The organism is Devosia sp. LC5 (genome assembly GCF_000735585.1).
Lineage (GTDB): Bacteria > Pseudomonadota > Alphaproteobacteria > Rhizobiales > Devosiaceae > Devosia.
This window is the reverse complement of the sequence record NZ_JNNO01000017.1, coordinates 43,866-66,123: the sequence shown is the minus strand read 5'-3', so window position 1 is coordinate 66,123 and position 22,258 is coordinate 43,866. Positions and strand designations below refer to the sequence as shown.

General features: G+C 62.0%; 20 protein-coding genes. 11 read left to right on the top strand and 9 right to left on the bottom strand.

Going from position 1 to position 22,258, the window contains the following annotated elements; genetic code table 11:
• The first annotated feature begins 1 nt into the window (after position 1).
• Genes argH through FF80_RS10920 form a run of 3 tightly spaced genes read left to right on the top strand, consistent with a single transcriptional unit; the run spans position 2 to position 3,479 of the window.
• On the top strand, positions 2-1,510 hold the full coding sequence (argH, locus tag FF80_RS10930; protein ID WP_035100207.1) for an argininosuccinate lyase: 1,509 nt from the start codon (positions 2-4) through the stop codon (positions 1,508-1,510).
• On the top strand, positions 1,510-2,574 hold the full coding sequence (gene ugpC, locus FF80_RS10925; RefSeq protein ID WP_035100206.1) for a sn-glycerol-3-phosphate ABC transporter ATP-binding protein UgpC: 1,065 nt from the start codon (positions 1,510-1,512) through the stop codon (positions 2,572-2,574). The genes argH and ugpC (FF80_RS10925) overlap by 1 nt, the downstream gene beginning before the upstream one ends.
• On the top strand, positions 2,571-3,479 hold the full coding sequence (locus tag FF80_RS10920; RefSeq protein WP_035100205.1) for a PfkB family carbohydrate kinase: 909 nt from the start codon (positions 2,571-2,573) through the stop codon (positions 3,477-3,479). The genes ugpC (FF80_RS10925) and FF80_RS10920 overlap by 4 nt, the downstream gene beginning before the upstream one ends.
• A 139-nt stretch (positions 3,480-3,618) precedes the next feature.
• Here FF80_RS10920 and FF80_RS10915 read toward each other — a convergent pair whose 3' ends face one another.
• The 7 genes from FF80_RS10915 to FF80_RS10885 form a co-directional block, all read right to left on the bottom strand.
• Complete coding sequence (locus tag FF80_RS10915; RefSeq protein WP_035100203.1) at positions 3,619-4,152, bottom strand: hypothetical protein; 534 nt, start codon at positions 4,150-4,152, stop codon at positions 3,619-3,621.
• 66 nt (positions 4,153-4,218) lie between these two features.
• Positions 4,219-4,965 (bottom strand): ribonuclease activity regulator RraA, encoded by a 747-nt coding sequence (locus tag FF80_RS10910; RefSeq protein ID WP_035100202.1) that lies wholly within the window; start codon positions 4,963-4,965, stop codon positions 4,219-4,221.
• A gap of 172 nt (positions 4,966-5,137) precedes the next feature.
• A complete protein-coding gene (locus tag FF80_RS10905; RefSeq protein WP_035100201.1) occupies positions 5,138-6,292 on the bottom strand; it encodes a mandelate racemase/muconate lactonizing enzyme family protein in 1,155 nt (384 codons plus the stop codon).
• A gap of 168 nt (positions 6,293-6,460) precedes the next feature.
• Positions 6,461-7,561, bottom strand: a complete 1,101-nt coding sequence (locus FF80_RS10900; RefSeq protein WP_035100199.1) for an ABC transporter ATP-binding protein — start codon at positions 7,559-7,561, stop codon at positions 6,461-6,463.
• A gap of 10 nt (positions 7,562-7,571) precedes the next feature.
• Positions 7,572-8,456, bottom strand: a complete 885-nt coding sequence (locus FF80_RS10895; RefSeq protein WP_035100197.1) for a carbohydrate ABC transporter permease — start codon at positions 8,454-8,456, stop codon at positions 7,572-7,574.
• Positions 8,457-8,459: 3 nt separating this feature from the next.
• Positions 8,460-9,419: a sugar ABC transporter permease gene (locus tag FF80_RS10890; RefSeq protein ID WP_244445758.1), complete on the bottom strand. Its 960-nt coding sequence runs from the start codon at positions 9,417-9,419 to the stop codon at positions 8,460-8,462.
• A gap of 75 nt (positions 9,420-9,494) precedes the next feature.
• Positions 9,495-10,925, bottom strand: a complete 1,431-nt coding sequence (locus tag FF80_RS10885; RefSeq protein ID WP_200877190.1) for an extracellular solute-binding protein — start codon at positions 10,923-10,925, stop codon at positions 9,495-9,497.
• Between the two features lie 349 nt (positions 10,926-11,274).
• Here FF80_RS10885 and FF80_RS10880 point away from each other — a divergent pair, with 349 nt between their 5' ends.
• From FF80_RS10880 to FF80_RS10845, 8 genes are all read left to right on the top strand, one after another.
• A complete protein-coding gene (locus tag FF80_RS10880) occupies positions 11,275-11,970 on the top strand; it encodes a GntR family transcriptional regulator (protein ID WP_035100194.1) in 696 nt (231 codons plus the stop codon).
• A gap of 29 nt (positions 11,971-11,999) precedes the next feature.
• Complete coding sequence (locus tag FF80_RS10875; RefSeq protein WP_035100193.1) at positions 12,000-13,361, top strand: mandelate racemase/muconate lactonizing enzyme family protein; 1,362 nt, start codon at positions 12,000-12,002, stop codon at positions 13,359-13,361.
• Between the two features lie 273 nt (positions 13,362-13,634).
• Positions 13,635-14,834 carry a mandelate racemase/muconate lactonizing enzyme family protein gene (locus FF80_RS10870; protein WP_035100191.1) on the top strand — a complete coding sequence of 400 codons (1,200 nt, stop codon included), beginning with the start codon at positions 13,635-13,637 and terminating at the stop codon, positions 14,832-14,834.
• Between the two features lie 353 nt (positions 14,835-15,187).
• Positions 15,188-16,525: an extracellular solute-binding protein gene (locus tag FF80_RS10865; protein ID WP_035100189.1), complete on the top strand. Its 1,338-nt coding sequence runs from the start codon at positions 15,188-15,190 to the stop codon at positions 16,523-16,525.
• Between the two features lie 68 nt (positions 16,526-16,593).
• Complete coding sequence (locus FF80_RS10860) at positions 16,594-17,478, top strand: ABC transporter permease subunit (protein WP_035100188.1); 885 nt, start codon at positions 16,594-16,596, stop codon at positions 17,476-17,478.
• A gap of 10 nt (positions 17,479-17,488) precedes the next feature.
• On the top strand, positions 17,489-18,406 hold the full coding sequence (locus tag FF80_RS10855; protein ID WP_035100187.1) for an ABC transporter permease subunit: 918 nt from the start codon (positions 17,489-17,491) through the stop codon (positions 18,404-18,406).
• Between the two features lie 11 nt (positions 18,407-18,417).
• Positions 18,418-19,533, top strand: a complete 1,116-nt coding sequence (gene ugpC / locus FF80_RS10850) for a sn-glycerol-3-phosphate ABC transporter ATP-binding protein UgpC (RefSeq protein WP_035100186.1) — start codon at positions 18,418-18,420, stop codon at positions 19,531-19,533.
• Between the two features lie 16 nt (positions 19,534-19,549).
• Positions 19,550-20,461 (top strand): TIM barrel protein, encoded by a 912-nt coding sequence (locus FF80_RS10845; protein WP_035100185.1) that lies wholly within the window; start codon positions 19,550-19,552, stop codon positions 20,459-20,461.
• A gap of 307 nt (positions 20,462-20,768) precedes the next feature.
• On the opposite strand, the gene FF80_RS10840 is transcribed toward FF80_RS10845, so the two are convergent.
• Both FF80_RS10840 and phnL read right to left on the bottom strand, forming a co-directional pair.
• On the bottom strand, positions 20,769-21,386 hold the full coding sequence (locus FF80_RS10840) for a DapH/DapD/GlmU-related protein (protein ID WP_035100184.1): 618 nt from the start codon (positions 21,384-21,386) through the stop codon (positions 20,769-20,771).
• Positions 21,383-22,087: a phosphonate C-P lyase system protein PhnL gene (gene phnL, locus FF80_RS10835; RefSeq protein WP_035100183.1), complete on the bottom strand. Its 705-nt coding sequence runs from the start codon at positions 22,085-22,087 to the stop codon at positions 21,383-21,385. Before phnL ends, FF80_RS10840 begins: the two co-directional genes overlap by 4 nt.
• Between the last annotated feature and the right edge of the window lie 171 nt (positions 22,088-22,258).

The window sequence follows — 22,258 nt, the reverse complement described above, 5'->3', positions numbered from 1 at the left end:
CATGACCGATCCAAGACTATCCGACAGTTCGGTCTTTCCCGATCCAGTCTACAAGGAAACCGTGCTGCGCCCGCTGTTCGATGGCGCCAAGAACCACCATGTCGCGGCCTTCCGCGCCGTCGACCGGGCGCATCTGGTCATGCTGGCCGAAACCGGCATTCTCAATGCCGATCAAGCCGGCAAGATCGCCAGCGCGCTCGACGCCATCGATGCTGAGGTGGACCCCACGACGCTGGTCTATACCGGGGAGGTCGAGGACTTCTTCTTCCTCATCGAAAAGGAACTGAAAAAGCGGCTCGGCCCCGATCTCGCCGGGCGCCTGCATACGGCGCGCTCGCGCAATGATATCGACCATACCCTGTTCAAGCTGGGGCTCAAGGCGCGGCTCGATGCGCTGATCGGCAAGGCCATCGCCTTGCACGAAGCGCTGGTCGCTGCCGCCGAACGGGAAAAAGCCACGCTGATCGTTGCCTATACCCATGGCCAACCGGCGCAGCCGACGACGTTCGGGCACTATCTGTCGGCGGTGATCGAAGTGCTGGCGCGCGATATCGACCGGCTGTTCGAAGCCTATGGGATTGTCGACCTCTCCCCCATGGGCGCGGCGGCGATTACGACTTCGGGCTTTGCCACCGACCGGGCGCGGGTTGCCGAACTACTGGGCTTTGCCGCCCCGCTGCAGAATTCCTATAGCTGCATCGCGGCGGTCGATTACATCACCTCGACCTATGGCGCGCTTGAGCTGATGTTCCTGCATCTGGGCCGGCCGATCCAGGATTTGCAATTCTGGACCAGCTTTGAGGTCGGGCAGATCTACGTGCCCAATGCGCTGGTGCAGATCTCCTCCATCATGCCGCAAAAGCGCAACCCGGTGCCGATCGAGCATCTGCGCCATCTGGCGAGCCAGACCTTCGGCCGGGCGCGGGCCATGCTCGATATCATGCACAACACGCCCTTTACCGACATGAATGACAGCGAGGGCGAAACCCAGTCCATGGGCTATCAGGCCTTTGACGGTGCCGAACGGGTACTCGATCTGCTGGCGGCTCTGGTTGCCCAGATCAAGGTCGATCCGGCGCGGGTGGCGAACAATATCCGCCGCTCCTGCATCACCATTACCGAACTGGCCGATAGCCTGGTCCGCCGCGAGGGCCTGTCCTTCCGCGAAGGCCACGAAATCGCCGCCGCGGTGGCGCGGGCCGTGGTGGCGATGGAAGGCGATCTGGTCAGCGACGGCTATGCGCCCTTCCTCAACGCCTTCGAAAAAGCCACCGGGCGCAAGACCACGATCGACGCGGCGACCTTCGCCGAACTGGTTTCGCCCGAATATTTCGTGGCGGTGCGCACCCGTTTCGGCGGGCCTGCGCCGGAGCCGCTCGAAGCGGCCATTGCCGGTTACCAGACGCGCGGCAAGGAATTTGCCGCTCGGCTCCACACCCTTATGCAGCGCGAAGCCGCAGCTGCGCATCAGCTCAAACAGCGTTTCGACGCATTGAAGGGAAATACCTGATGGCCAAGATCGAACTTCAGGGACTGGTCAAGGAATATGCCAAGACGCGCGCCGTCCATGGCATCAACCTCACCATTGAAGATGGCGAATTCGTCGTCTTTGTCGGCCCCTCCGGCTGCGGCAAATCCACCACTCTGCGCATGATCGCCGGGCTCGAAGACATTTCCGGCGGCAATCTGCTGATTGGCGACGAGGTGGTGAACCAGCGTGAGCCCAAGCAGCGCAATATCGCCATGGTGTTCCAGAACTATGCCATCTATCCGCATATGACCGTGGGCCAGAACATCGGCTTCGGGCTTTATACGTCCAAGCTCCCCAAGGCCGAAAAGCAGCGGCTGATCGAGGAAGCCGCTAAGGTGCTGGGCCTCGAAAAACTGCTCGACCGCCGTCCGGCTGCACTGTCCGGCGGCCAGCGCCAGCGCGTTGCCATTGGCCGCGCCATGGTGCGCGAACCGGCGGCTTTCCTGTTCGACGAACCGCTCTCCAATCTCGACGCGCAACTGCGCGCCCAGATGCGGCTTGAGATCAAGCGGCTGCACCATCGCCTGGGCACCACCATCGTCTATGTGACGCATGACCAGATCGAAGCCATGACCATGGCCGACAAGATCGTCGTGATGCGCGATGGCCATATCCTGCAGGTCGGTACACCCACCGATCTCTATGAGCATCCGGTGGATATCTTCACGGCTCGCTTTATCGGCAGTCCCTCGATGAACCTGGTTTCCGGCACGCTGAGTGCTGGTGGCCTCGCCATCGAGGGCACCAAATGGGATGGCGGCAAGCTCGACTTCCCCGATGCGCCGATCAAGATCGGCGTGCGTCCGCATGATCTGATCGTGGGCACCGAAGGGCCGGGCCTGACGCTGTCGGGCGAGGTGGTCGCGGTCGAGCCACTGGGTTCTGAAACGCTGGTGCATCTGGCCGTTGGCGGGGAAACCGTTATCGCCACGGCGCCGGGCCGTGTTGTCCCAAAAGTCGGCAGCACGCTGGCGGCACGGGCCGAGCCGGGCTCACTCTATCTGTTCGATGCGGCAACCGAGCGGGCGCTGGGCCGGGCATGACTTCAATACAATCGCGCGGCCAGGCCATGCTGAGCCTGGGCCGCATCTATTGCGACATGGTGTTCAATGGGTTGGACGCCATGCCTGAACTCGGGCGTGAACTCTTCGCGCGGGATTTTACCATCACGCCAGGTGGCGGCGCGCTGATCACGGCTGCGCATGCCGTGGCGCTGGGCCGCCCCACAGCACTGCTGGCTCGCTTCGGAACCGATGCGATGTCGAATGCGCTTGAAGGGCAGATTGATGCGCTCGGGATCGACCTGCGCTTTCTTGATCGGCATCCGTCGGCCGGTCCGCAGGTGACCGTAGTCATGGTTCAGCAGGAGGAACGGGCCTTCCTGTCGCGCCGGGCGGGACATGCTCTGCCGGCGACATTCGAAGAGGCGCTGGACTGGAATGAGGCGGGGCATTTGCACATTGCCGAATATGCCACGCTGCACGAAATCCCCACGGCTGTCGCGGCGGCCAAGAAGCGTGGGCTGACCGTTTCGCTCGATCCGAGCTGGGATGCCGAGCTGATCAGGGACCCGATGTTCTTCGAGCGCGCGGCGGGGGTTGATGTGTTCCTGCCCAATCTGGAGGAAGCGCGGGCGCTGACCCATTGCGAGGAGCCGGAAGAGGCGCTGGCGCGGCTGGTGCGGCATTTCCCGGTGGTGGCGCTCAAATGCGGTGGGGATGGCGCGATGCTGGGCATGGATGGGCAGACCATTCATCGCTCCACGCCAGCGGTCGAGGTGGTGGATACGACGGGCGCCGGGGACGCGTTCAATGCCGGGTTCCTGCACGCCTGGCTGGATGGGGCGGCGATGGAGGCGTGCTTGGCTGCGGCCATCGAGGCCGGGTCGCGTTCGGTGCAGGCGACGGGTGGGACGGGTAGCCTGGGGGCGGCGCATCACGTGGCTTGAAAGCCCCTCAAACAGTCACACCCACGGTGTCATTCCCGCGAAAGCGGGAACCTCCGTTTCCTTCCCTTGCATCCAAAAACAGAGGTTCCCGCTTTCGCGGGAATGACACTGTGGGGAGGAGGAGGGGGGTCTGAGGTCTCTAATCCGGCAATTTATACCGCGAGCCAACGCACCCATTGGCCTTCCAATACCGCTCCACCGGCACAAAACTGCCCCGAGCCAGCATCTGCACCTGCGCCGTAAAGGCCATGGCCTGACACTCATCCGTCCCGGCCACCACATGCACCATTTCATGCAGGATCGTGGTTTCGCGCAGCAGATCGGCGTCGGGGGTGAAGAATTGCGGGCAGAGGAACATATGCGCGGCGTCGCTATTGGCGACCCCGGCGACATAGGCCGCGAACCTGGCGCATGGGCCATTCTCGCTGTTCTCGATGACAAAGATCACGTCTCGCGCGCCGCCGGTCCGCGCCGAATGAAACCGCCGCGCCTTGAGGGCGTCGCGATAGGCATTGGTGTCGACGCCCATCATTGTCGCGCCCAGCTGGGGCAGGGCGCGCTCGAAGGTGCGGGTTGCATCGGCAATGGCCTGGTCCAGCAGATCGGCCTGTTGTGCGTGAACCGGCAGGGCAAATAATGCCACGACAAGAGCGGCCAGCAAACGCATCAACATGACAAGACCTTCGCAAGTGCGGGGGCTTGTAGCGCGGATCATGACCCTTCGGGAAGGGCGGGCTGGTCAGGAATGCTTGACCGGATTGAGCTGGCGCCAGGCCTCGTATTCCTCGCGCGCATCGGCATGGAGCGGGTAATAGCGCTGTAGCGGCGCACCCTCCATCAGCTTCATGCGGGAGAAATCTTCCCATTCGTGATGCTCGGCCGATTTGGCGATGACGTCGGCGGCGAGCGCCACCGGCAGCACCACTGCGCCATCGTCATCGGCCACGATGATATCGCCGGGAATGACGGTCACCCCGCCACAGGCAATCGGCACGTTGACGGCAAAGGGCATCAACCCGGTCTGGGTATGAAAATTGGGTGTCCAGCCGCGCACCCAAAGCGGCAGATCGAGTTTTTTGAGATTTGGGTAGTCGCGCAGGCAGCCGTCGATGATCATGCCGGCGCCGCCGCGGCCCTTGAAATAGGTGCTCATCATGTCGCCGAACACGCCGGCCGTCATGTCGCCGCGCGCGTCCACCACGACGATGTCACCCTCCTCCACGTGATAGAGCACATGGCGGTGCAGTTGCTTTTCAGGGTCGGCATATTCGCCGTCGCCGTAAAGGTCTTCGCGCTTGGGCATGAATTGCAGGGTCAGCGCCGGACCGACAATGGACTTGCCCTTGTTCCAGCTCACCGGTCCCTGAATATGCGGATTGCGAATGCCCATATGACCCAGCGTGCCGGCCACCGTGGCCGAGCCGATATGCTGCAGCGCCGCGATAATGTCCTTGGATGGGCGGGTAATTCCGGGCGTGTGAGTCATGAAAATCTCCTTTTCCCTTTAGGGCAATTGATAGTCAGCTTTGAACCATGTTTGGCGAGCCGCGATCCTCACCTCGCCCTCAGGGGAGAGGTCGGCGCGTAGCGCCGGATGAGGGGCGAGGGGACGATAGAGCCGTTAGATCGATGGATCGGCGGCAGATCGGGGCGCTCACCTACCAATTGGTGACTGATCCGTCGGTGCGCCGCAGATGCGGCGCTTCCCAGAATTTGAAGCTCTGTTTTTTGACCAGCTCCTCATCGACCTCGACGCCCAGGCCAGGCGCGTCGGTGACGTCGTAGACTGCGCCATTGAGGCGGGGCTGGCTGGTGAAAATGCCGGCGTCGTCGAAGCCGTGGTAAAGCTCGCCGGGGGAGGCCCGCGTTTCGAGCCAGGCGAAATTGGCGACGGCCGCTGAAAAATGGATGGTCGCTGCCGTGCAGATCGGGCCAAGGGGATTGTGCGGCATCATGTCGACATAGTGGGCTTCGCTCCAGCCGGCGACTTTCATCGCCTCGGTCAGCCCGCCGACATTGCAGATGTCGATCCGGTTGAACTGGTGGATGTCGCGCTCGATGTAAGGCAGGAACTGCCACTTGCTGGCGAATTCCTCGCCAATGGCGAAGGGCACATCGGTCATTTTCCGCAACGCCTCGTAGGCTTCCGGCGTCTCGTCGCGGATCGGTTCTTCGAGGAAATCCAGCGTGCCGGAGGGCATTTTCTGGCAATAGCTGGCCGCCTCCGCCACCGACAGGCGGTGGTGATAATCGACGCCCAGCACGACGGCGTCGCCCAGCGCCTCGCGCGCCTTGATGCACCATTTGGCGGTTTCGGCGATGGATTGGCGCGGTTCGTAGATATTCTTGCTGCCGTGTTCGGCCGGGAACAGGCGGAGGGCGTTCCAGCCCAGCGCCATCAGCTCCTGGGCCTGCTCGATCATTTCGGGGCCGCACGGTCCCTTGGTGGTGGCGAAGGTGGGAATGTGGTTGCGCTGCTTGCCGCCCAGCAATTGATAGACCGGCACGCCCAGCGCCTTGCCCTTGATGTCATGCAGGGCGATGTCGATGGCCGAAATCGCGGCGGTCAGCACGCGGCCGCCCTCGAAATACTGGCTGCGATACATTTCCTGCCACAGCGCACCAATGGCCATCGGATCGCGGCCGATGAGGAATTCGCGATAATGCTCGATGGCGCCCACCACCGCCTTTTCGCGCCCGCTGAGGCCGCTTTCGCCCCAGCCATAAATGCCTTCGTCGGTCTCCACCTTGACGATGAGCTGGTTTCGAATGCCCACCCAGGTCGGGTAGGGGGTGATAGTCGTGATTTTCATCGATGATACTCGCGAATCTGGAAGGCCCCCTCACCCGGCCCTTCGGGCCGACCTCTCCCCCCAGGGAGAGGTGAGAAGGGTTCGCTGCTTTCTTCACCTCCCCCTCTGGGGGAGAGGTCGCCGCGCAGCGGCGGGTGAGGGGGCCTTTCGCTCATCACGAAACTCATCTCAGGCGGCCTGCAGCGCCATGGTGGTTTGCCCATCGAACAGGTGCATGCGCTCCTGGTCGAATTCGACCCACACCTTTTCGTCGGGGGCGATGACGACGGATGGGTCGAGGCTGATATTGACCACCGCGCCGCTGATGAAGACCTGGGCGAAGGTGACGTCGCCGGTGGGCTCCACCGTATAGACCTTGCCCGGCACGGCGCCGGGAACGGCCTGCCGGTGCAATTTGAGCGTCGAATGCCGCGCGCCGAGTACCACCTTGCCATTGCTCGAGGCATTGGCCTTGCGGGCATTCATCGGCGACAGCGGCAGTTCCCAGCCCTCTTCGGGGCTGCGTAGTGAGGTTTCTGTGCCTTGGGTGGCCACATCGAGCGGGATCAGGCTCATGGCCGGGCTGCCGACAAAGCTGGCAACGAAAGTGTTGACCGGGTGGGCAAACACATTGGCCGGGGAGTCATATTGCTGCAGCAGGCCGCCATTCATCACCGCCATCTTGTCGGCCATGGTCACGGCTTCGAGCTGGTCATGGGTGACGTAGACCACGGTGGCATTGAGGTTGTGGTGGAAGCGCTTGATCTCGCTGCGCATCTGCACGCGCAGCTTGGCGTCGAGGTTGGAGAGCGGCTCATCCATCAGGAACACGGCAGGATCGCGCACCAGCGCCCGGCCCAGGGCGACGCGCTGCTGCTGGCCGCCGGACAGCTCGCGCGGCTTGCGGTCGAGCAGGTGGGTGATGTCGAGCAGCTTGGCCGCATCGTTCACCTTGCGGGCGATCTCCTCCTTGGGGAGCTTGCGCATCTGCAGCGGGAAAGCCAGGTTCTTGAACACGCTTTTATTGGGGTAGAGCGCGTAATTCTGGAACACCATGGCAATGTCGCGATCCTTGGGATCGAGGTCATTGACGATACGGTCGCCAATGGCGATGTCGCCGCCCGACATGGGAATCAGCCCGGCAATCAGGTTCAGCGTCGTCGTCTTGCCGCAGCCCGAGGGGCCCACCAAGGCGACGAACTCGCCATGCTCCACGGTGAACGACACATTGTTGACGGCGTAGACATTGCCGTAATTCTTCACGACATCCTTGAGGACCACCTCGGCCATCCGCGTTCTCCTAGTGTTTGACGGCGCCTTCGGTGAGGGCACGCACGAAGTATTTCTGAAGCACCAGGAACAGAACGACGACCGGCACGCTCATCATGAACGTTGCCGCCATCAGCCCCGGCCAGTCGGTGGCAAATTCGGTGAAGAAGCGCTGGATACCCACCGGCAGGGTCATCTGGCTGTCGCGGGACAGGAACGTGTAGGCATAGACATATTCGTTCCAGGCGCCGATGAACGAGAAGATCGAGGTGGCGATAATGCCCGGTGTCGACAGCGGCATGACGATCAACAGGAATGCCTGGAACCGGGTGGCGCCATCGATCCGCGCGGCCTGTTCGAGCTGGATCGGAATATTGTCGTAAAAGCCCTTGAGCAGCCAGATCGAGAGCGGCAACCCGAAAGTGAGATAGGTCAGGATCAGCGAGCCGTGGGTATTGACCAGGCCCATCCAGCGCATCAGCAGGAACAGCGGCATCAGGAAGACCACCGCGGGAAACATGTTCCGAACCAGCACGGCGAAGAACATGAAATTGCGGCCCGGAAAGCGGAACCGCGAGAAGGCATAGGCCGCCGGCACCGCCACCACGACTCCCAGAATGGTAGTCACCAGAGATACGTAGAAGCTATTCCAGAAGTAGCGCAGGAAATCCTGACCCACCCGGCTATTGGGGTCGAGCAGCTTGAAATAATTGTTCAGGGTCGGCTCGGCCGGCCACCATTGCGGCGGATATTGCATGGCCGCGAATTGCGACTTGACCGACGTCAGCACCATCCAGGCCATGGGCAGGACGGTGAACAGCAGCAGGAAGGTGAGAAAAGCCCGCCCGGCCCAGCGCCACCAATCGATGGGCTTCCTGACCACAGGGCGGATGGCGGTTTCGGAAATCACGGCCATGGCTCAATCTCCTGCCCGGGTTTCGTCACCGCGCGTCAGCGCCTTCACGTAGAAATAGCCAAAGGTCATCATCACGATGAACAGGATCACCGCATAGGCCGAGGCCACGCCCCATTGCTGGCGCCCGAAGGCGAGCTGGTAGATATGGGTGATCCAGATATGGGAGGCGTCGGCGGGGCCGCCGCCGGTCATCACGAAGGGGATGATGAAGGAATTGAAATTGGCAACCATCAGCAACAGGATGGTAACCATCGACACGCCCTTGAGATGCGGGACGGTCACATGCCAGAAGCGGTCCCAGGTATTGGCGCCATCGACCTGCGCGGCGCGGTGCAACTGATCCGGCACGGTCTGCAGGCCTGCCATCAACATGACCATGGCGAAGGAGAATTCCTTCCAGATATTGACCACGATCAGCGACGCCAGCACGGTCTGACGGTTATCGAGGAAATTGATCGGCTCGTCGGTAATGCCCAGCGCCACCGAGATCGCGCCGATAACCCCGAAATCGGAATGATAGAGCCATTTCCACACATAGGATGCGGCCACCGCGCTGATTACATAGGGGATCAGCAGCAGGGCGCGCAGCAGGCCGCGGCCGGCAAATTCGCGATGCAGCGCCAGCGCCGCCCCCAGCCCCAGCAGGAAAGCGAAGACGGTCGAAGCGATGGTCCAGATGATGGTCTGGATCGTTACCTCGTGGAATACCGAGGAATTGAGAACCGTCGAATAATTGCTGAGCCCGGTCCAGATCTTGTCCCGCATCTGCAGATTGGGCGGGGTGCGGAAGAAACTGAGTTCGATCGTGTAGTAGATGGGGAAGGCGATCACCACCAGCATGACGATCAGTGCCGGCAGGACATAGAGATAATCGGTCCGATGGGCGATGATACGGCTGAGGATTCCGGCGCGCTTGCGCGTGGTGCCGGCGGCCAATGGGGCCGTGGCCCGTCCCGTCGCGATGCTCACAGGGCTCGTCCTTTCGTGTGAAGGCAAGGTACCGGCGGCAGCGGGTGCCGCCGGCTTGAGCTTGAAGGGCTAGAGACCACCGCCGAGCAGGGATTCTACCTTGGCCGCCGCGTCGGCCGCCGCCTCCTCGACCGTCATGCGTTCGGTCAGTGCGTTTTGCAGCATGTCGGGAACGATGATGTTCATGATCTCGGTCGCTTCAGGAATGACCGGGAAGGGGATGCCGCTGGGCAGCATGGAGGTCGTCACGTCAAGGAACTTGATGCTGTCCAGGCGTTCCTTCATCCACTCGGTCTTGAAACCGGCCAGGTTGCCGGGATTGGAACCGGTCCAGGCCAGCTTGGTCGACCATTCCGGGCTGTTCCAGAAGCAGGCAAAGGCCTTGGCCGCCATCTCATCGAAGCCGCCCTCGACATATTCGGGGTTGATGAAATGCATGTTCGAGCCGCCGAACACCACGGCACGCCGTGCCGGGCCCTCGGGGATCAGCCCATAGCGCATGTTCTCGACCACCGTGTCGGCAATCTCCTTGTCCGCGCCGGTCGCCAGCCCCGCCAGATCCACCATCTTGGCGTATTCGGAGGGGTGGGCGATCATCATGGCCAATTGGCCGGCGATGAACGGAGCCTGGTTCTCGTTCTGCGTATTGGTCAGGGCTGATGTCGGCACAGATTTGTCGCGGACATACATGTCATAGGCCGCCTGCAACGCGGCTACCGCCCCCTCATTGTCGAGATAGGATTCGGCATAGGCAGGGGTGGCTTCGGCTTCGTCCAGTGCGCCGCCGCCAAAAGCCCAGAGCTGGGGCATGAAGCGGAATGGCGTGTTGCCGGCATTCTGGCGAGCCACCAGGCCATAGCCGGAAATGCCGAGTTCGTCGTGGATTTTCTTGGAATAGGTGACAACGTCATCCCAGGTTGCGGGCGGGGATTCCGGATCGAGACCTGCCCGCTCGAAGATATCGGCGTTCCAGATCAGGGCCATGGTTTCGTTGTTGGTGGGCACGCCATAGACAGCGCCGTCCCAGGTCACCGATTTCATGGCGCCCGGCCAGAAATCTGCGGTGGGGTAGCCGATATCCTCGGGCTTGAGCTCCTGGAAATAGCCCTTGGAGGCGAATTCCACCCCGCCCAGAATCTGCAGCCGGATCGCCATCGGCCCGGCATTGCCGAGCAGGGTAGTGCGCAGCCGGTCCAGCAATTGGTTATAGTCGATATTCTGCGCGTCAGTCTCGATATTGGGATAGGTCTCGGCCCAGGCCGCCCAGAATGCGTCGTTGATCTCGTGTTCGATCCGGGGCGAAGCCTCGGTCGGGCCGGTCCACCAATAGGTCAGGCGGCCGGTGTAATCGAGCGGTACGACGCTGGCGCAATGGCCGGCAGTGTCGAAGGTTTCCGTGCCCGCGATGGAGCGGATATATTCGGGTGACCATTGGCTGAGATCGACGCTCTGCGCATAAACGGTGCTCGACATCAGCGACGCGGTGGTCAGCGCCGCCATGGCATAGCCAAGCAGAAGCCGACGACCGGGCGAGCCAGACCGCATGGTGCGGCCTTGCGAATTCGTCATCAAAAAGTCCTCCTCATCGTCGGAAGACCGTCCAGCCCCCTCGGCCGAACCTGGGCTTCCTCGCAGCGTCAGCTGCGCCTCCTCGTAGTCAGAACTGGTGCGAAGGGCCTGCTTGCTCCGGCCTTCAGCGCCATGGGGCCGGCTTTTGCCATGTCTCCCAGGCTGGACAGTTCCAGACTGCAACTTGTCTGTCAATAATGTTTGGATCATACATTATTTTTGGGTTTTAATGTGCAAAACCCCTTGGCTTGTATGCTGACTGCCCATAAACAAGGCAATCATGGATAAGCAGCCCGCCGCCACGATTGACGTCGAACCCGTGCCAGCTTCGATCTACGAGCTGATCCGGGAAGATATCATTTCGGGCAAGATCGGGCCCAATGAGCGCCTCAAGATCGCCGATCTGGCCAAGCGCTATGGCACCTCGACCAACCCCATTCGCGAGGCGCTGCAGCAATTGCGCGGCGAGGATTTCGTCATCATGGAGCCCCATCGCGGGGCGAGGGTCCGCCCGATCGACGAGAATTTCGTGCGCGACATCATCGAAATCGCCGCGCTGATCGAGCCGGCGCTGACCCGCTGGTTCGTCGGCATCGCCACCGAGGCCGATATCGCCCAGCTGCTGGAGATCCAGGCCGAGATCGAGGCACTCAATTTTTCCGACCCCAATCGGCATGGCCAGCTCGATACCCGGTTCCACGAGGTCATCTATGACCGGCACTATAATCGCCATGCTGCGGACCTTTGGTGGCGCCATCGCGAAGTGCTGCGTGCCATCAGCCGGCGCTTTCCCACCTCGCTCAGCCGCCGCGCCGCTGTGCTGCGCGAGCATCACGAACTGATCGAGGCCATCCGCGCCCAGGATGCCGATCGGGCCGCCGCCGTCATTGCCGCCCATGTCGAGGGGTCGGGCCGGCACATTATCGAGCATATGCGCCTTGCCCGCGCCACAGGAGCCCGCAAGCCGCTGACATAAAAATCAAATTTTTCTGAGGAGGGGAATTGATGACGACCACTTTGGAGGCCGCCGATAGTATTGAGAACAATGTCCGCACCAGTTCGCGGCCAAGCGATTTACGCATTACCGATCTGCGCGTCGCCGAAATTGTCGGCGCGCCATTCACCTCGGCGCTGATCAAGATCTATACCAACCAGGGCATTGTCGGCCTGGGCGAAGTGCGCGACGGCGCCAGCGCCACCTATGCGCTGATGCTCAAAAGCCGGCTGCTGGGCGAAAATCCCTGCGATGTCGACCGCCTGTTCCGCCGCATCAAGCAATTTGGCGGCCATGGACGGCAGGGCGGGGGCGTCTCGGCGGTGGAAATTGCGCTCTGGGACCTCGCCGGCAAGGCCTATGGCGTGCCGGTCTACCAGATGCTGGGCGGCAAGTTCCGCGACAAGGTGCGGGTCTATTGCGATACGGACGCGGACAAGCCCAGCGGCACCGAAACCGGAAAACGGCTCAAGCAGCGCATGGATCTGGGGTTCACTTTCCTCAAGATGGATCTGGGCCTGATGCAGATCGCTGACGTGCCAGGCGCCGTCGTTTCGCCGGCCGGCACGCTTGAGGGCTACCGGATTCGTCCCAGCCGTGGCCGGGCCAAGACCATGGAAGACCGGCGCGCCCGCAACGCCGTCTATGACACGCACAATGTCCGCCATCCCTTCACGGGTCTGCATTTCACCGACAAGGGGATCGACCTGCTCGAGCAATATATTGCCGAGGTCCGCCAAGTCATCGGCTACGATATTCCGCTGGCTATCGACCATGTCGGCCACATCTCGCTGCAGAACGGCATCCGCCTGGCGCGGCGGATCGAGAAATATGTGCCGGCATGGCTGGAGGACGTGATCCCCTGGCAATATGCCGACCAATACCGCCAGCTCCAGGAGGCCACCACCGTGCCGATCTGCACGGGCGAAGACATCTACCTCAAGGAAGGCTTCGAGCCGCTGCTCAAATCGGGCATCTCGGTTATTCACCCGGACCTGCTGACGTCGGGCGGTATTCTCGAAACCAAGAAAATCGGCGATGCCGCCCAGGATCATGGCATCGCCATGGCCATCCATATGGCGGAAAGCCCGATCGCGGCGATGGCCGCCGCCCATGTCGCCATCGCGACTGAAAACTTCATGGCGCTCGAATATCACAGCGTGGAGGTGGACTGGTGGGACGATATCGTCACGGGCCTCCCCAAGCCGCTGGTCAAGAACGGCTTCATCACCGTGCCCGACAAACCGGGCCTGGGGATCGATGATGTCGTCGACGAGGTTATCGCCGGCCACCTGCAGGAGGGTGTCAAAGGCATCTGGCAGCCGACGGATCACTGGGATCACGAATATTCCTGGGACCGCACCTGGAGCTGAAGAGCTTTCAAAGACCTCATGGTGAGCTTGTCGAACCACGAGGTCGGGCGAGTGGAGGCTTGGTTGCCACGACCTCGTCCTTCGACGGGCTCAGGATGAGGTCTGCTGGGGCCGGAAATTCCAATACATCGCCACCACCCGGCTTATCCGGGTGGTCCAGCGCCGAATGGCGGTACCTCTTGGATTGCCCGGACAAGCCGGGCAATGACGGCGTGGCGGAATGAGGGACTGATCTGCGCATGAGCGCGAGGCCGTAAGGAGGGATGACCAAAAATGAAAATCACCGATCTGCGCTGCGCGGTAATTGGCCGCCACCCCATCGTCCGCATCGTCACCGATGAAGGGCTCTACGGCCTGGGAGAGGTGGAATATACCAAGCCCTACCTCAAGCCCTGGGTGCTGCATTTCCGCGAGGCGCTGATTGGCGAGGACCCGACCGATGTCGAGCGGGTCATGCTCAAAATCCGCCAGCGCGGCAGCTTCAAGCCCTATGGCGCCGCGGTCAGCGCCATCGAACATGCGCTGTGGGATATTGCCGGCAAGGCGGCCAACGTGCCCGCCTACAAGCTGCTCGGCGGCAAGGTGCGCGACAAGGTGCGCGTCTATAACGGCTCGATCCGCCAGAAGCGCACGGGTGACCGGCCACAGGACTATGCCGCCGACGTCAAATGGATGAAGGAGCGGCCCGAGAATTTCTTCATGGTCAAGCAGGGCATCGGCTTTCATTCCAATATGAAGCGCAATGTGGAGGACTTCCACTATGGCGTCACCCAGCCGCCCGGCTACCACGGCGCCATGGACCAGGGGCAGATCAGCGAACACGCCTTCCACCACATGCTCGATTGCGTCATCGCCATGAAGGAAGTGCTGGGCGATAAGGTGAGCCTGGCGCTCGATTGCGGCCCCGGCTGGTTCCTGCCCGACGCCATCCGCTTCGCCCAGGCGGTGGAGAAATACAATCTCATGTGGCTCGAGGATATGCTGACCGGCGACTACGTCCCCTGGGTCAACCCGCAGGCCTATCGCGAGCTGACGACGTCCACCTCAACGCCCATCCATACCGGCGAGCAGATTTATCTCAGGCACAATTTCAAGGAACTGATCGAGACGCAGGCGGTACGGGTTGTCGGGCCAGATCCGGCGGACATTGGGGGCATTGCCGAGCTCAAATGGGTGGCCGAGCACGCCTATATGCACTCGATCATGATGGCCCCGCACGGCACGGCCAATGGGCTGCTGGGGCTAGGTGCGCTGATCAATGTGTGTGCTACGCTGCCGGCCAATTATATCGCGTTTGAATATCCCAGTGCGTCCGATCCGTGGTGGGAGGATATCGTGACGGGGTTGCCGGCCGGCCGCATCGTCAACGATTCCATGGTCGATCTGCTGCCGGGGCCGGGGTTGGGGCTCGATATCGATGCCAAGGAGGCCAGGCGGTATCTGATGGACGAGGATATGGGATTTTTTGATTAGCCCATCTTCCTTCTCCCCTCGTGGGAGAAGGTGCCCGAAGGGCGGATGAGGGGGATTCTTAGCGGATACCCCCTCCTACCTCCCCCTGATAAGGGAGGGATCTCTCCACTCTTGGGACTGGATCGAGTCGCAACCACCGGACGGTCCCTCCCCCTGTCAGGGGGAGGCCAGGAGGGGGTACTCCGATCTATCCCACGCATGGGGCAGGGGCGTAACCCCACAATCTCCCCCGATCCATCGCACAGCTGTGCAATGTCATCGTCCCGTCACCGCAACGCAGTCATTCCGTCAACCGCCGGGTCTAGGAGTCGCGCCGCTTTCAACAGCGCAACCCCTTCCCGGAGACTTCCCAAATGACAAGCAAATGGCTGTTCGGTGCAGCTCTGGCTGCCAGCGCGCTGAGCGTTGCGGCGCCGGCTTCTGCCGCCACCAAGTTCGAATTCTGGTACGGCCTGTCCGGCGACCTCAGCGAACGCATCCAGGACATGTGCAAGACCTTCAACGAGTCGCAGGCCGATTACGAAATCGTCTGCGTCAGCCAGAATGACTACGAAGCCAATCTGCAGAACACGATTGCCGCTTTCCGCGCCAATAGGCAGCCCACCATCACCCAGATCAGCGACGGCGGCACGCTCGACCTGATGCTTTCGGGCGCCTATGTCCCCGTGCGCCAGCTGATGGAAGAGAATGGCTACCAGATCAACTGGGACGACTATTTCTCCGGCATTGCCTCGTATTATTCGACCTCGAAGGGCGAACTGCTCTCCATGCCGTTCAACTCCTCGACGGCCATGTTCTATTACAATACCGACGCGCTCGAGGCGGTCGGCTTTGAAGGCGCGCCCCAGACCTGGGAACAGGTCGAGCAGATCGCCCGTGATCTGAAGGCTGCCGGCTATGACTGCCCCGTCGCGTTCGATCCAACCGGCATCTGGCAGTGGTGGGAGCAGTTCTCGGCTGCCCATAATCAGCCCATCGCCTCCAAGGGCAATGGCTATGAAGGGCTCGATGCCACCGTGGAATTCAACCACGGCAAGTTTGTCGACCAGCTGACCTGGATCAAGAAGATGTACGACGAGGGTCTGTTCGTCGCCAAGTCCAAGGCCATCGGCGAAACCTCCAACGACGCCTTCGTCAATGCCAAGTGCCAGATGTCGTCGTCCTCGATTGCCGACCACGGCACCTTCGCCAAGCAAGCCGTTGAAGGCATGCATTGGGATGTCGCCATGCTTCCCGTCTGGGAAGGCACCGAACGCACCAATACGCTGGTGGGCGGTGCTTCGCTGTGGACCCTCAAGGGTTCCACCGAAGAGCAGTACAAGGGCGCGGCCGCGTTCTACGCTTTCCTCGCCACCCCCAAGCAGGCCGAATGGTGGTCGACGGTTACCGGTTACATCCCGGTTACCAATTCGGGCTTCAAGGCCATGACCGACAAGGGCTTTTACGCCGAAGCTCCCTACAAGGGCCGCGAACGGGCCGTCGAAAGCCTGACCTTCACGCCGCCCACCGAATATACCCGCGGCGTTCGCCTGGGCAATTTCGGCGCCGTGCGCCTCGAAGTGGCCAATGCCATACAGGAAGTGCTGTTCAACAACGTTCCGGTGCAGCAGGCCCTTGACGGTGCCGCCGAGCGCAGCAACGAAGTTCTGCGCCGCTTCGAGCAGACCTATGCCGGCGCTCAGCTCCCCTGATCTCATGACTTTCGCACGGGCGGTAAAAACCGCCCGTGCATTGCTATTTTCTGCGAGGCGGATGGTTCATGGAACGACGCGCATTCTATCGTAATGGCACCTTGCCCTGGTTGCTGCTGGCTCCCCAACTCCTGCTGGTGCTGGTATTTTTCTACTGGCCCACTTCACAGGCGCTGTATTGGGCATTCACGCTCGAACAGGCCTGGGGCGGCGGCAATACCTGGGTTGGCTTCGCCAATTTTCTCGCCATCTTCCGCGACGGCCAATATTGGGCCACTGTCGGCCGCAGCGCCTTCTACGCCATTTGCGCTACGGGCCTGTCCATGGCCATCGCCCTCACGCTCGCCATGTTCGTGGACCGCGCGCTCAAGGGCACCCGCATTTTCCAGTCGGTCTTCGTCTGGCCCTATGCCATTGCGGCGCCCGCTGCCGGCGTGGCCTTCCGCTTCATCTTCTCGCCCGAAGCGGGGCTGATCGGCTCGATCAACGATATCTGGCCCGGCATCTGGAGCCCCGCCACCAATGGCTGGCACGCTCTGGGCATGGTCATTGTCTGCCACGCCTGGCTGGGCATCGGCTACAATTTCATCTTCTTCCTCGCCGCCCTGCAGATGATCCCCAAATCCATCACCGAGGCCGGCGCCATGGACGGTGCGCGCCCGTTCCAGCGCATGCTCGACCTGCAATTGCCGCTGATCGCGCCCACCGTCTTCTTCCTGATGATCATGAACCTGATTTCCAGCTTCACCGATAGCTTCGGGCTCATCGACACCATGACCGAGGGCGGGCCGATCGGGGCCACCGAAGTGATGGTCTACAACATCTATATCGACGGCTTCAAAGGCCTCGATTATTCGGGCGCCGCCGCTCAGTCGATCGTGCTCATGGTCCTCGTCATTGCGCTGACTTTCGTCCAGTTCCGCTGGGTCGAAAAGCGCGTCCACTATAGCTAGGGAGAAGACCGTGATCGAACGTTCCCCCATTTTCGACTTCATCACCTATGCGGCCATGGTCCTCGGCATGTTCCTCGTGCTGGTGCCGTTCTGGATCACGCTGGTCGCCGGCAGCCAGTCGCTGCAGGAAGTCAGCCAGGTGCCGCTCAACCTGTGGCCATCCACCCACCTGCTCGAGAACATCCAGGCGGCCTGGACCCGTGCCGATCTCGGGCCCAAAATGGTCAACAGCTTCATCGTCGCCGTCGGCGTGACATTAGGCAAGATCGTGCTGGCAGCGCTAAGCGCCTTTGCCATCGTGTTCTTCAACTTCCGCGCCCGCATGCTCTGCTTCTGGGTGATTTTCATCACCCTGATGCTGCCGCTCGAAGTGCGCATCGTGCCCACCTATTCCATCGCCGCCAATGCGCTGCTGCCCTTCCAGGTCATCCTCGACACGTTCGGGATTACCGGTCTGGTCGAAACGCTTTCGGGCATTCGCATCGGGCTCGAATGGAACCTGCTCAATTCCTATACCGGCCTCATCCTGCCGCTTGTCGCCACTGCCACCGGCACGTTCCTCTATCGCCAGTTCTTCATGACCATCCCCGATGAGCTGGTCGAAGCCTCCAAAATGGATGGTTCCGGCCCGATGCGGTTCTTCTTCGAGGTGCTGCTTCCGTTGAGCCGCACCAATATGCTGGCGCTGGCCACCATCATGTTCGTGTCGAGCTGGAACCAGTATCTCTGGCCGCTGCTGATCACCACCGACCGGGCCAATTTCGGCACCGTGGTCATGCAGCTCAAGGCTCTCATCCCCGCCCAGAACGGCACCCCCGACTGGAACGTCACCATGGCGGGCGCCCTCATCATCATGCTGCCGCCGCTGCTGGTGGTTGCCCTCATGCAGCGCTGGTTCGTGCGCGGCCTCATTTCTCGCGACAAGTGATTGGATCGATCATGTCTGCCATCACCCTTAAATCCGTCAAGAAACGCTACCAGAAATCGCTCGTCGTCCACGGCGTCGATGCCGAGATCGAACAGGGCGAATTCGTCGTCATCCTGGGGCCATCGGGCTGCGGCAAGTCCACCCTGCTGCGCATGATCGCGGGGCTTGAAGACATCACCGAAGGCGAAATCCTGATTGGCGGCACCGTCGTCAACAAGCTCGAACCGCGCGAGCGCGGTTGTGCCATGGTGTTCCAGAATTACGCGCTCTATCCGCATATGAGTGTCGCCCAGAATATCGGCTATGCCCTCAAGGTCGCCGGCATGCCCCGCGCCGAGCGCGACGGCAAGGTCGCCAAGGTCGCCAAATCGGTGAGCCTTGAGGCCTATCTCGACCGCAAGCCGGGCGAACTCTCCGGCGGCCAGCGCCAGCGCGTCGCCATGGCCCGCGCCATGGTGCGCGAGCCAAAGGTGTTCCTGTTCGACGAACCCTTTTCCAACCTCGATGCCAAGCTGCGCGTGGCCATGCGGGCTGAGGTTCGCAATCTGCACCGCAGTCTGGGCGTCACCTCGGTTTTCGTGACGCACGACCAGACCGAAGCCATGACGCTGGCCGATCGGTTGATCATCATGAATTCGGGCATTGTCGAGCAGATCGGCAAGCCGTCCGAAGTCTATCACCGCCCGGCCAGCCTCTTCGTTGCCGATTTCATCGGCTCGCCCGCCATGAACCTGGTGCGGGGCCACTTCGCACAGGATGGCTATTTCCGCCACGGCAAGGGCGGCATGATCCATTTGCCCACCATCGCCCCGGCGCTGATCAGCCAGGAAGTTTCCATCGGCGTGCGCCCCGAACTCGTGCGCCGCGTCAGCGCGACGGCAAAAGGCGCGATCGCCGCCGTCGTCGACTACACCGAAGAACTCGGCGCCGCCCGCCTCATCTATGCCGACGCCGATGGCAGCCGCATCATCTCGGTCGACACCGCCACCGATGCGCTCGGCACCGGCATGCCGATCCACTTTGCAATCGACCCCGCCGATCTGCACGTCTTCAGCCACGATACCGGCCGCCGCATCGAGCTGGGCGAGGCCCAGCGTGCGGCCACCCAAACCCGCATCAACGCCTGACCCCCAGGAGACTGACATGAGCAACATCACCGCAACCGGCTTTAATTCCGGCTCCACCGACGGCGAACTCGATAGCCTCGAGGCCGATCTGCGCCGCCTGGCCGATATCGGCGTCGACACGGTCGAACTGGCCCTGACCAGCATCGACCTGATCAGCGGCGGCCGCATCATCGAAGAGCGCGCCGAACGCCTGCTGGCCCTCACCGACCAGTTCGATTTCCGCTACACCGTGCATGGCCTGGTCTCGTCCAATTTCATGGACCCCGACACCCAGCGCTACCAGCTCGATGCCGCCAAGGCGCTGGTCCAGCTCTGCGACCGCGTCGGCTCGGGAATTCTCGTGCAGCACGGCGGTGCGCTGCGCGCCGACCAGCTTGCCGAACGCGCCGGTGCCGACCAGCGTGAACGCGAGGCCCTGACCGAACTGGCCGAATTCGCCCGCCCTTATGGCGTGCGCATCGCGCTGGAAAACATCTTCACCACCGAACTGGGTCAGTACCGCCAGACCCCGGCCGAGGTCGCCGAAACGGTCAAGGCCGTCAACCACCCCAACCTGGTCGCGCTGATCGATTTCAGCCATGCCTATATCGAGAGCACCTATAAGGGCCTCAATTTCCGCGAACAGATCGCCGCCATGGCCCCGGTCACCGGACACCTGCATGTTCATGATAGCTTTGGCCGCCCCCAGGGCTTCTACAAACCCTTCTTCCCGCAGGAAAACACGGCCATGGGCATTGGCGACCTGCACATGCCGCTGGGCTGGGGCGATATCGAGTGGGACAGTATTTTTGCCGAACTCGATTTCCTGCCCGACACGGTGCTGATGATGGAAATTGGCCACCGTCACCGCAACGAGCAGGCGGCTTGCCTGGAGCGGGCGCGGAAATTGGCTGGGTTGACGGGCGCTGAGGCCATCGCCGCGCAGTAAGGGCAGGGGTTCCCATCCCCCTCCCAGCCTCCCCCATCAAGGGGAGGTGCTGGCGCGGTCGGTGTGGCAGCACCTCGCCAAAAACTCGATGTCACCCTCCCCTTGATGGGGAGGGCCAGGGAGGGGTGGAGGGAAGCCGCGATGGATCGGCTCTCACGGTCTCAGAGGCACAATCTTCCCACATCCACCGGCTCTCCCTCGGGCCTGACCCGAGGGCCTGTTGCAGCACTCACCAATGCTGTTGCATGTGGCTAGCGGCCCTCGGGTCAGGCCCGAGGGAGAGCCGGTGGGGGGAAGGCATTCGGGCCTAAGCCCCCTCATACTTCTCCAAAAAGCCTTCCACCCCCAGCGCGCGGAAATCCGGCAGGGCCTGGTGCAACCGTTCGTGGCTCCAATCCCACCACGCCAATTTATCCAGCCGTCCTGCCACATCATCGCTGAACCGCTGCTTGATGGTGCGCGCCGGCACGCCCACGGCGATGGCGAAATCTGCCACGTCCTTGGTCACCACCGCATTGGAGCCGATGATCGCGCCATTGCCTATTCTGGTGCCCGGCATGATCACTGCGCCGTGGCCGATCCAGGTGTCGTGACCGATGCTGATGCGGCTGGCTGCGCGCCAGTCGAAAAAGTCCTGGTCGTCAGCTTCGCCCTCGAAATACCAGGCCGAGCGATAGGTAAAGTGGTGCAGGGATGCCCGCTCCATCGGGTGCATGCTGGCATAGATACGCACGTGGCTGGCGATATTGGCGAATTTGCCGATATCGGCATAGGCGATCTGGGTGTTCTCGACGCAATAGGAATAGTCGCCCATGCTCGAGCGCGCGACGTGGCTGCCCGCGCCCACCTCGGTATAGCGGCCGAGCGTGGACTCGGTGACATGGGCGGTTGCGTGGATATACGGCTCGATGCCGAGTTTGGTCATGCGGCAATCCTCGGGGCAAAAGCGGTCACGTCGACAATCCGGTCGGCCACCTGATGCCGCACGTCCTCATCATGGAAAATGCCGAGCAGGGCCGTGCCCGCCGCTTTTTTCTGCGCGATCATCTCGACCACGACGGCGCGATTGGTCGCGTCCAGCGACGCTGTCGGCTCATCCAGCAGCAGCACTTTGTGATCGGTGATAAAACCGCGCGCAATATTGACGCGCTGCTGCTCGCCGCCCGAAAAGGTCGCCGGTGGCAGGGACCAGAGCCGCTCCGGCAGATTGAGCCGCGCCAGCAGCGCCTTGGCCCGTTCCTGCGCCTCACTTTTATCGACCCCACGGATCACCAGCGGCTCGGCCACCACATCGAGCGCCGAAACACGCGGTACGGTGCGCAGGAATTGGCTGACATAGGCAATGGTATCGCGCCGTAGCGTCAGCACTAGCCGCGGATCGGCCGTCGCCAGATCGATCTCGGCGCCGTCATGGACTAGCAGGATCGCACCGCCGTCGACGCCATAATTGCCATAGACCATTTTGAGAATGGAGCTTTTGCCGGCACCCGATGGTCCGCCAAGGACGACGCATTCCCCGGCATGCACGTCAAAATCGACATTCTCCACGACGGGGAGCACCACGCCATCGCGCAGGTGCATGGTGAAGGTCTTGGAGAGGTTGCGGATGGAGAGGGCGGCGGTCACAGCGTGGCTCCGTAAGTTTGGACAGTGCGTTGACCCCTCATCCGCCCCTTTGGGGCACCTTCTCCCTCAAGAGGAGAAGGGGGGCTCAGAGTTTGAACGGCCACCGGGCCTCCCCTCTCCCCTTGAGGGAGAGGGTGGATCGGCCAGAGGTCGAGACGGGTGAGGGGTTTC

Excerpts from the sequence above, each read along its gene's own strand:
- argH (WP_035100207.1), top strand. The coding sequence starts at position 2 with ATGACCGATCCAAGACTATCCGACAGTTCGGTCTTTCCCGATCCAGTC.
- ugpC (WP_035100206.1), top strand. The coding sequence starts at position 1,510 with ATGGCCAAGATCGAACTTCAGGGACTGGTCAAGGAATATGCCAAGACG.
- FF80_RS10920 (WP_035100205.1), top strand. The coding sequence starts at position 2,571 with ATGACTTCAATACAATCGCGCGGCCAGGCCATGCTGAGCCTGGGCCGC.
- FF80_RS10915 (WP_035100203.1), bottom strand. The coding sequence starts at position 4,152 with ATGTTGATGCGTTTGCTGGCCGCTCTTGTCGTGGCATTATTTGCCCTG.
- FF80_RS10910 (WP_035100202.1), bottom strand. The coding sequence starts at position 4,965 with ATGACTCACACGCCCGGAATTACCCGCCCATCCAAGGACATTATCGCG.
- FF80_RS10905 (WP_035100201.1), bottom strand. The coding sequence starts at position 6,292 with ATGAAAATCACGACTATCACCCCCTACCCGACCTGGGTGGGCATTCGA.
- FF80_RS10900 (WP_035100199.1), bottom strand. The coding sequence starts at position 7,561 with ATGGCCGAGGTGGTCCTCAAGGATGTCGTGAAGAATTACGGCAATGTC.
- FF80_RS10895 (WP_035100197.1), bottom strand. The coding sequence starts at position 8,456 with ATGGCCGTGATTTCCGAAACCGCCATCCGCCCTGTGGTCAGGAAGCCC.
- FF80_RS10885 (WP_200877190.1), bottom strand. The coding sequence starts at position 10,925 with ATGGCGGCGCTGACCACCGCGTCGCTGATGTCGAGCACCGTTTATGCG.
- FF80_RS10880 (WP_035100194.1), top strand. The coding sequence starts at position 11,275 with ATGGATAAGCAGCCCGCCGCCACGATTGACGTCGAACCCGTGCCAGCT.
- FF80_RS10875 (WP_035100193.1), top strand. The coding sequence starts at position 12,000 with ATGACGACCACTTTGGAGGCCGCCGATAGTATTGAGAACAATGTCCGC.
- FF80_RS10870 (WP_035100191.1), top strand. The coding sequence starts at position 13,635 with ATGAAAATCACCGATCTGCGCTGCGCGGTAATTGGCCGCCACCCCATC.
- FF80_RS10865 (WP_035100189.1), top strand. The coding sequence starts at position 15,188 with ATGACAAGCAAATGGCTGTTCGGTGCAGCTCTGGCTGCCAGCGCGCTG.
- FF80_RS10860 (WP_035100188.1), top strand. The coding sequence starts at position 16,594 with ATGGAACGACGCGCATTCTATCGTAATGGCACCTTGCCCTGGTTGCTG.
- ugpC (WP_035100186.1), top strand. The coding sequence starts at position 18,418 with ATGTCTGCCATCACCCTTAAATCCGTCAAGAAACGCTACCAGAAATCG.
- FF80_RS10845 (WP_035100185.1), top strand. The coding sequence starts at position 19,550 with ATGAGCAACATCACCGCAACCGGCTTTAATTCCGGCTCCACCGACGGC.
- FF80_RS10840 (WP_035100184.1), bottom strand. The coding sequence starts at position 21,386 with ATGACCAAACTCGGCATCGAGCCGTATATCCACGCAACCGCCCATGTC.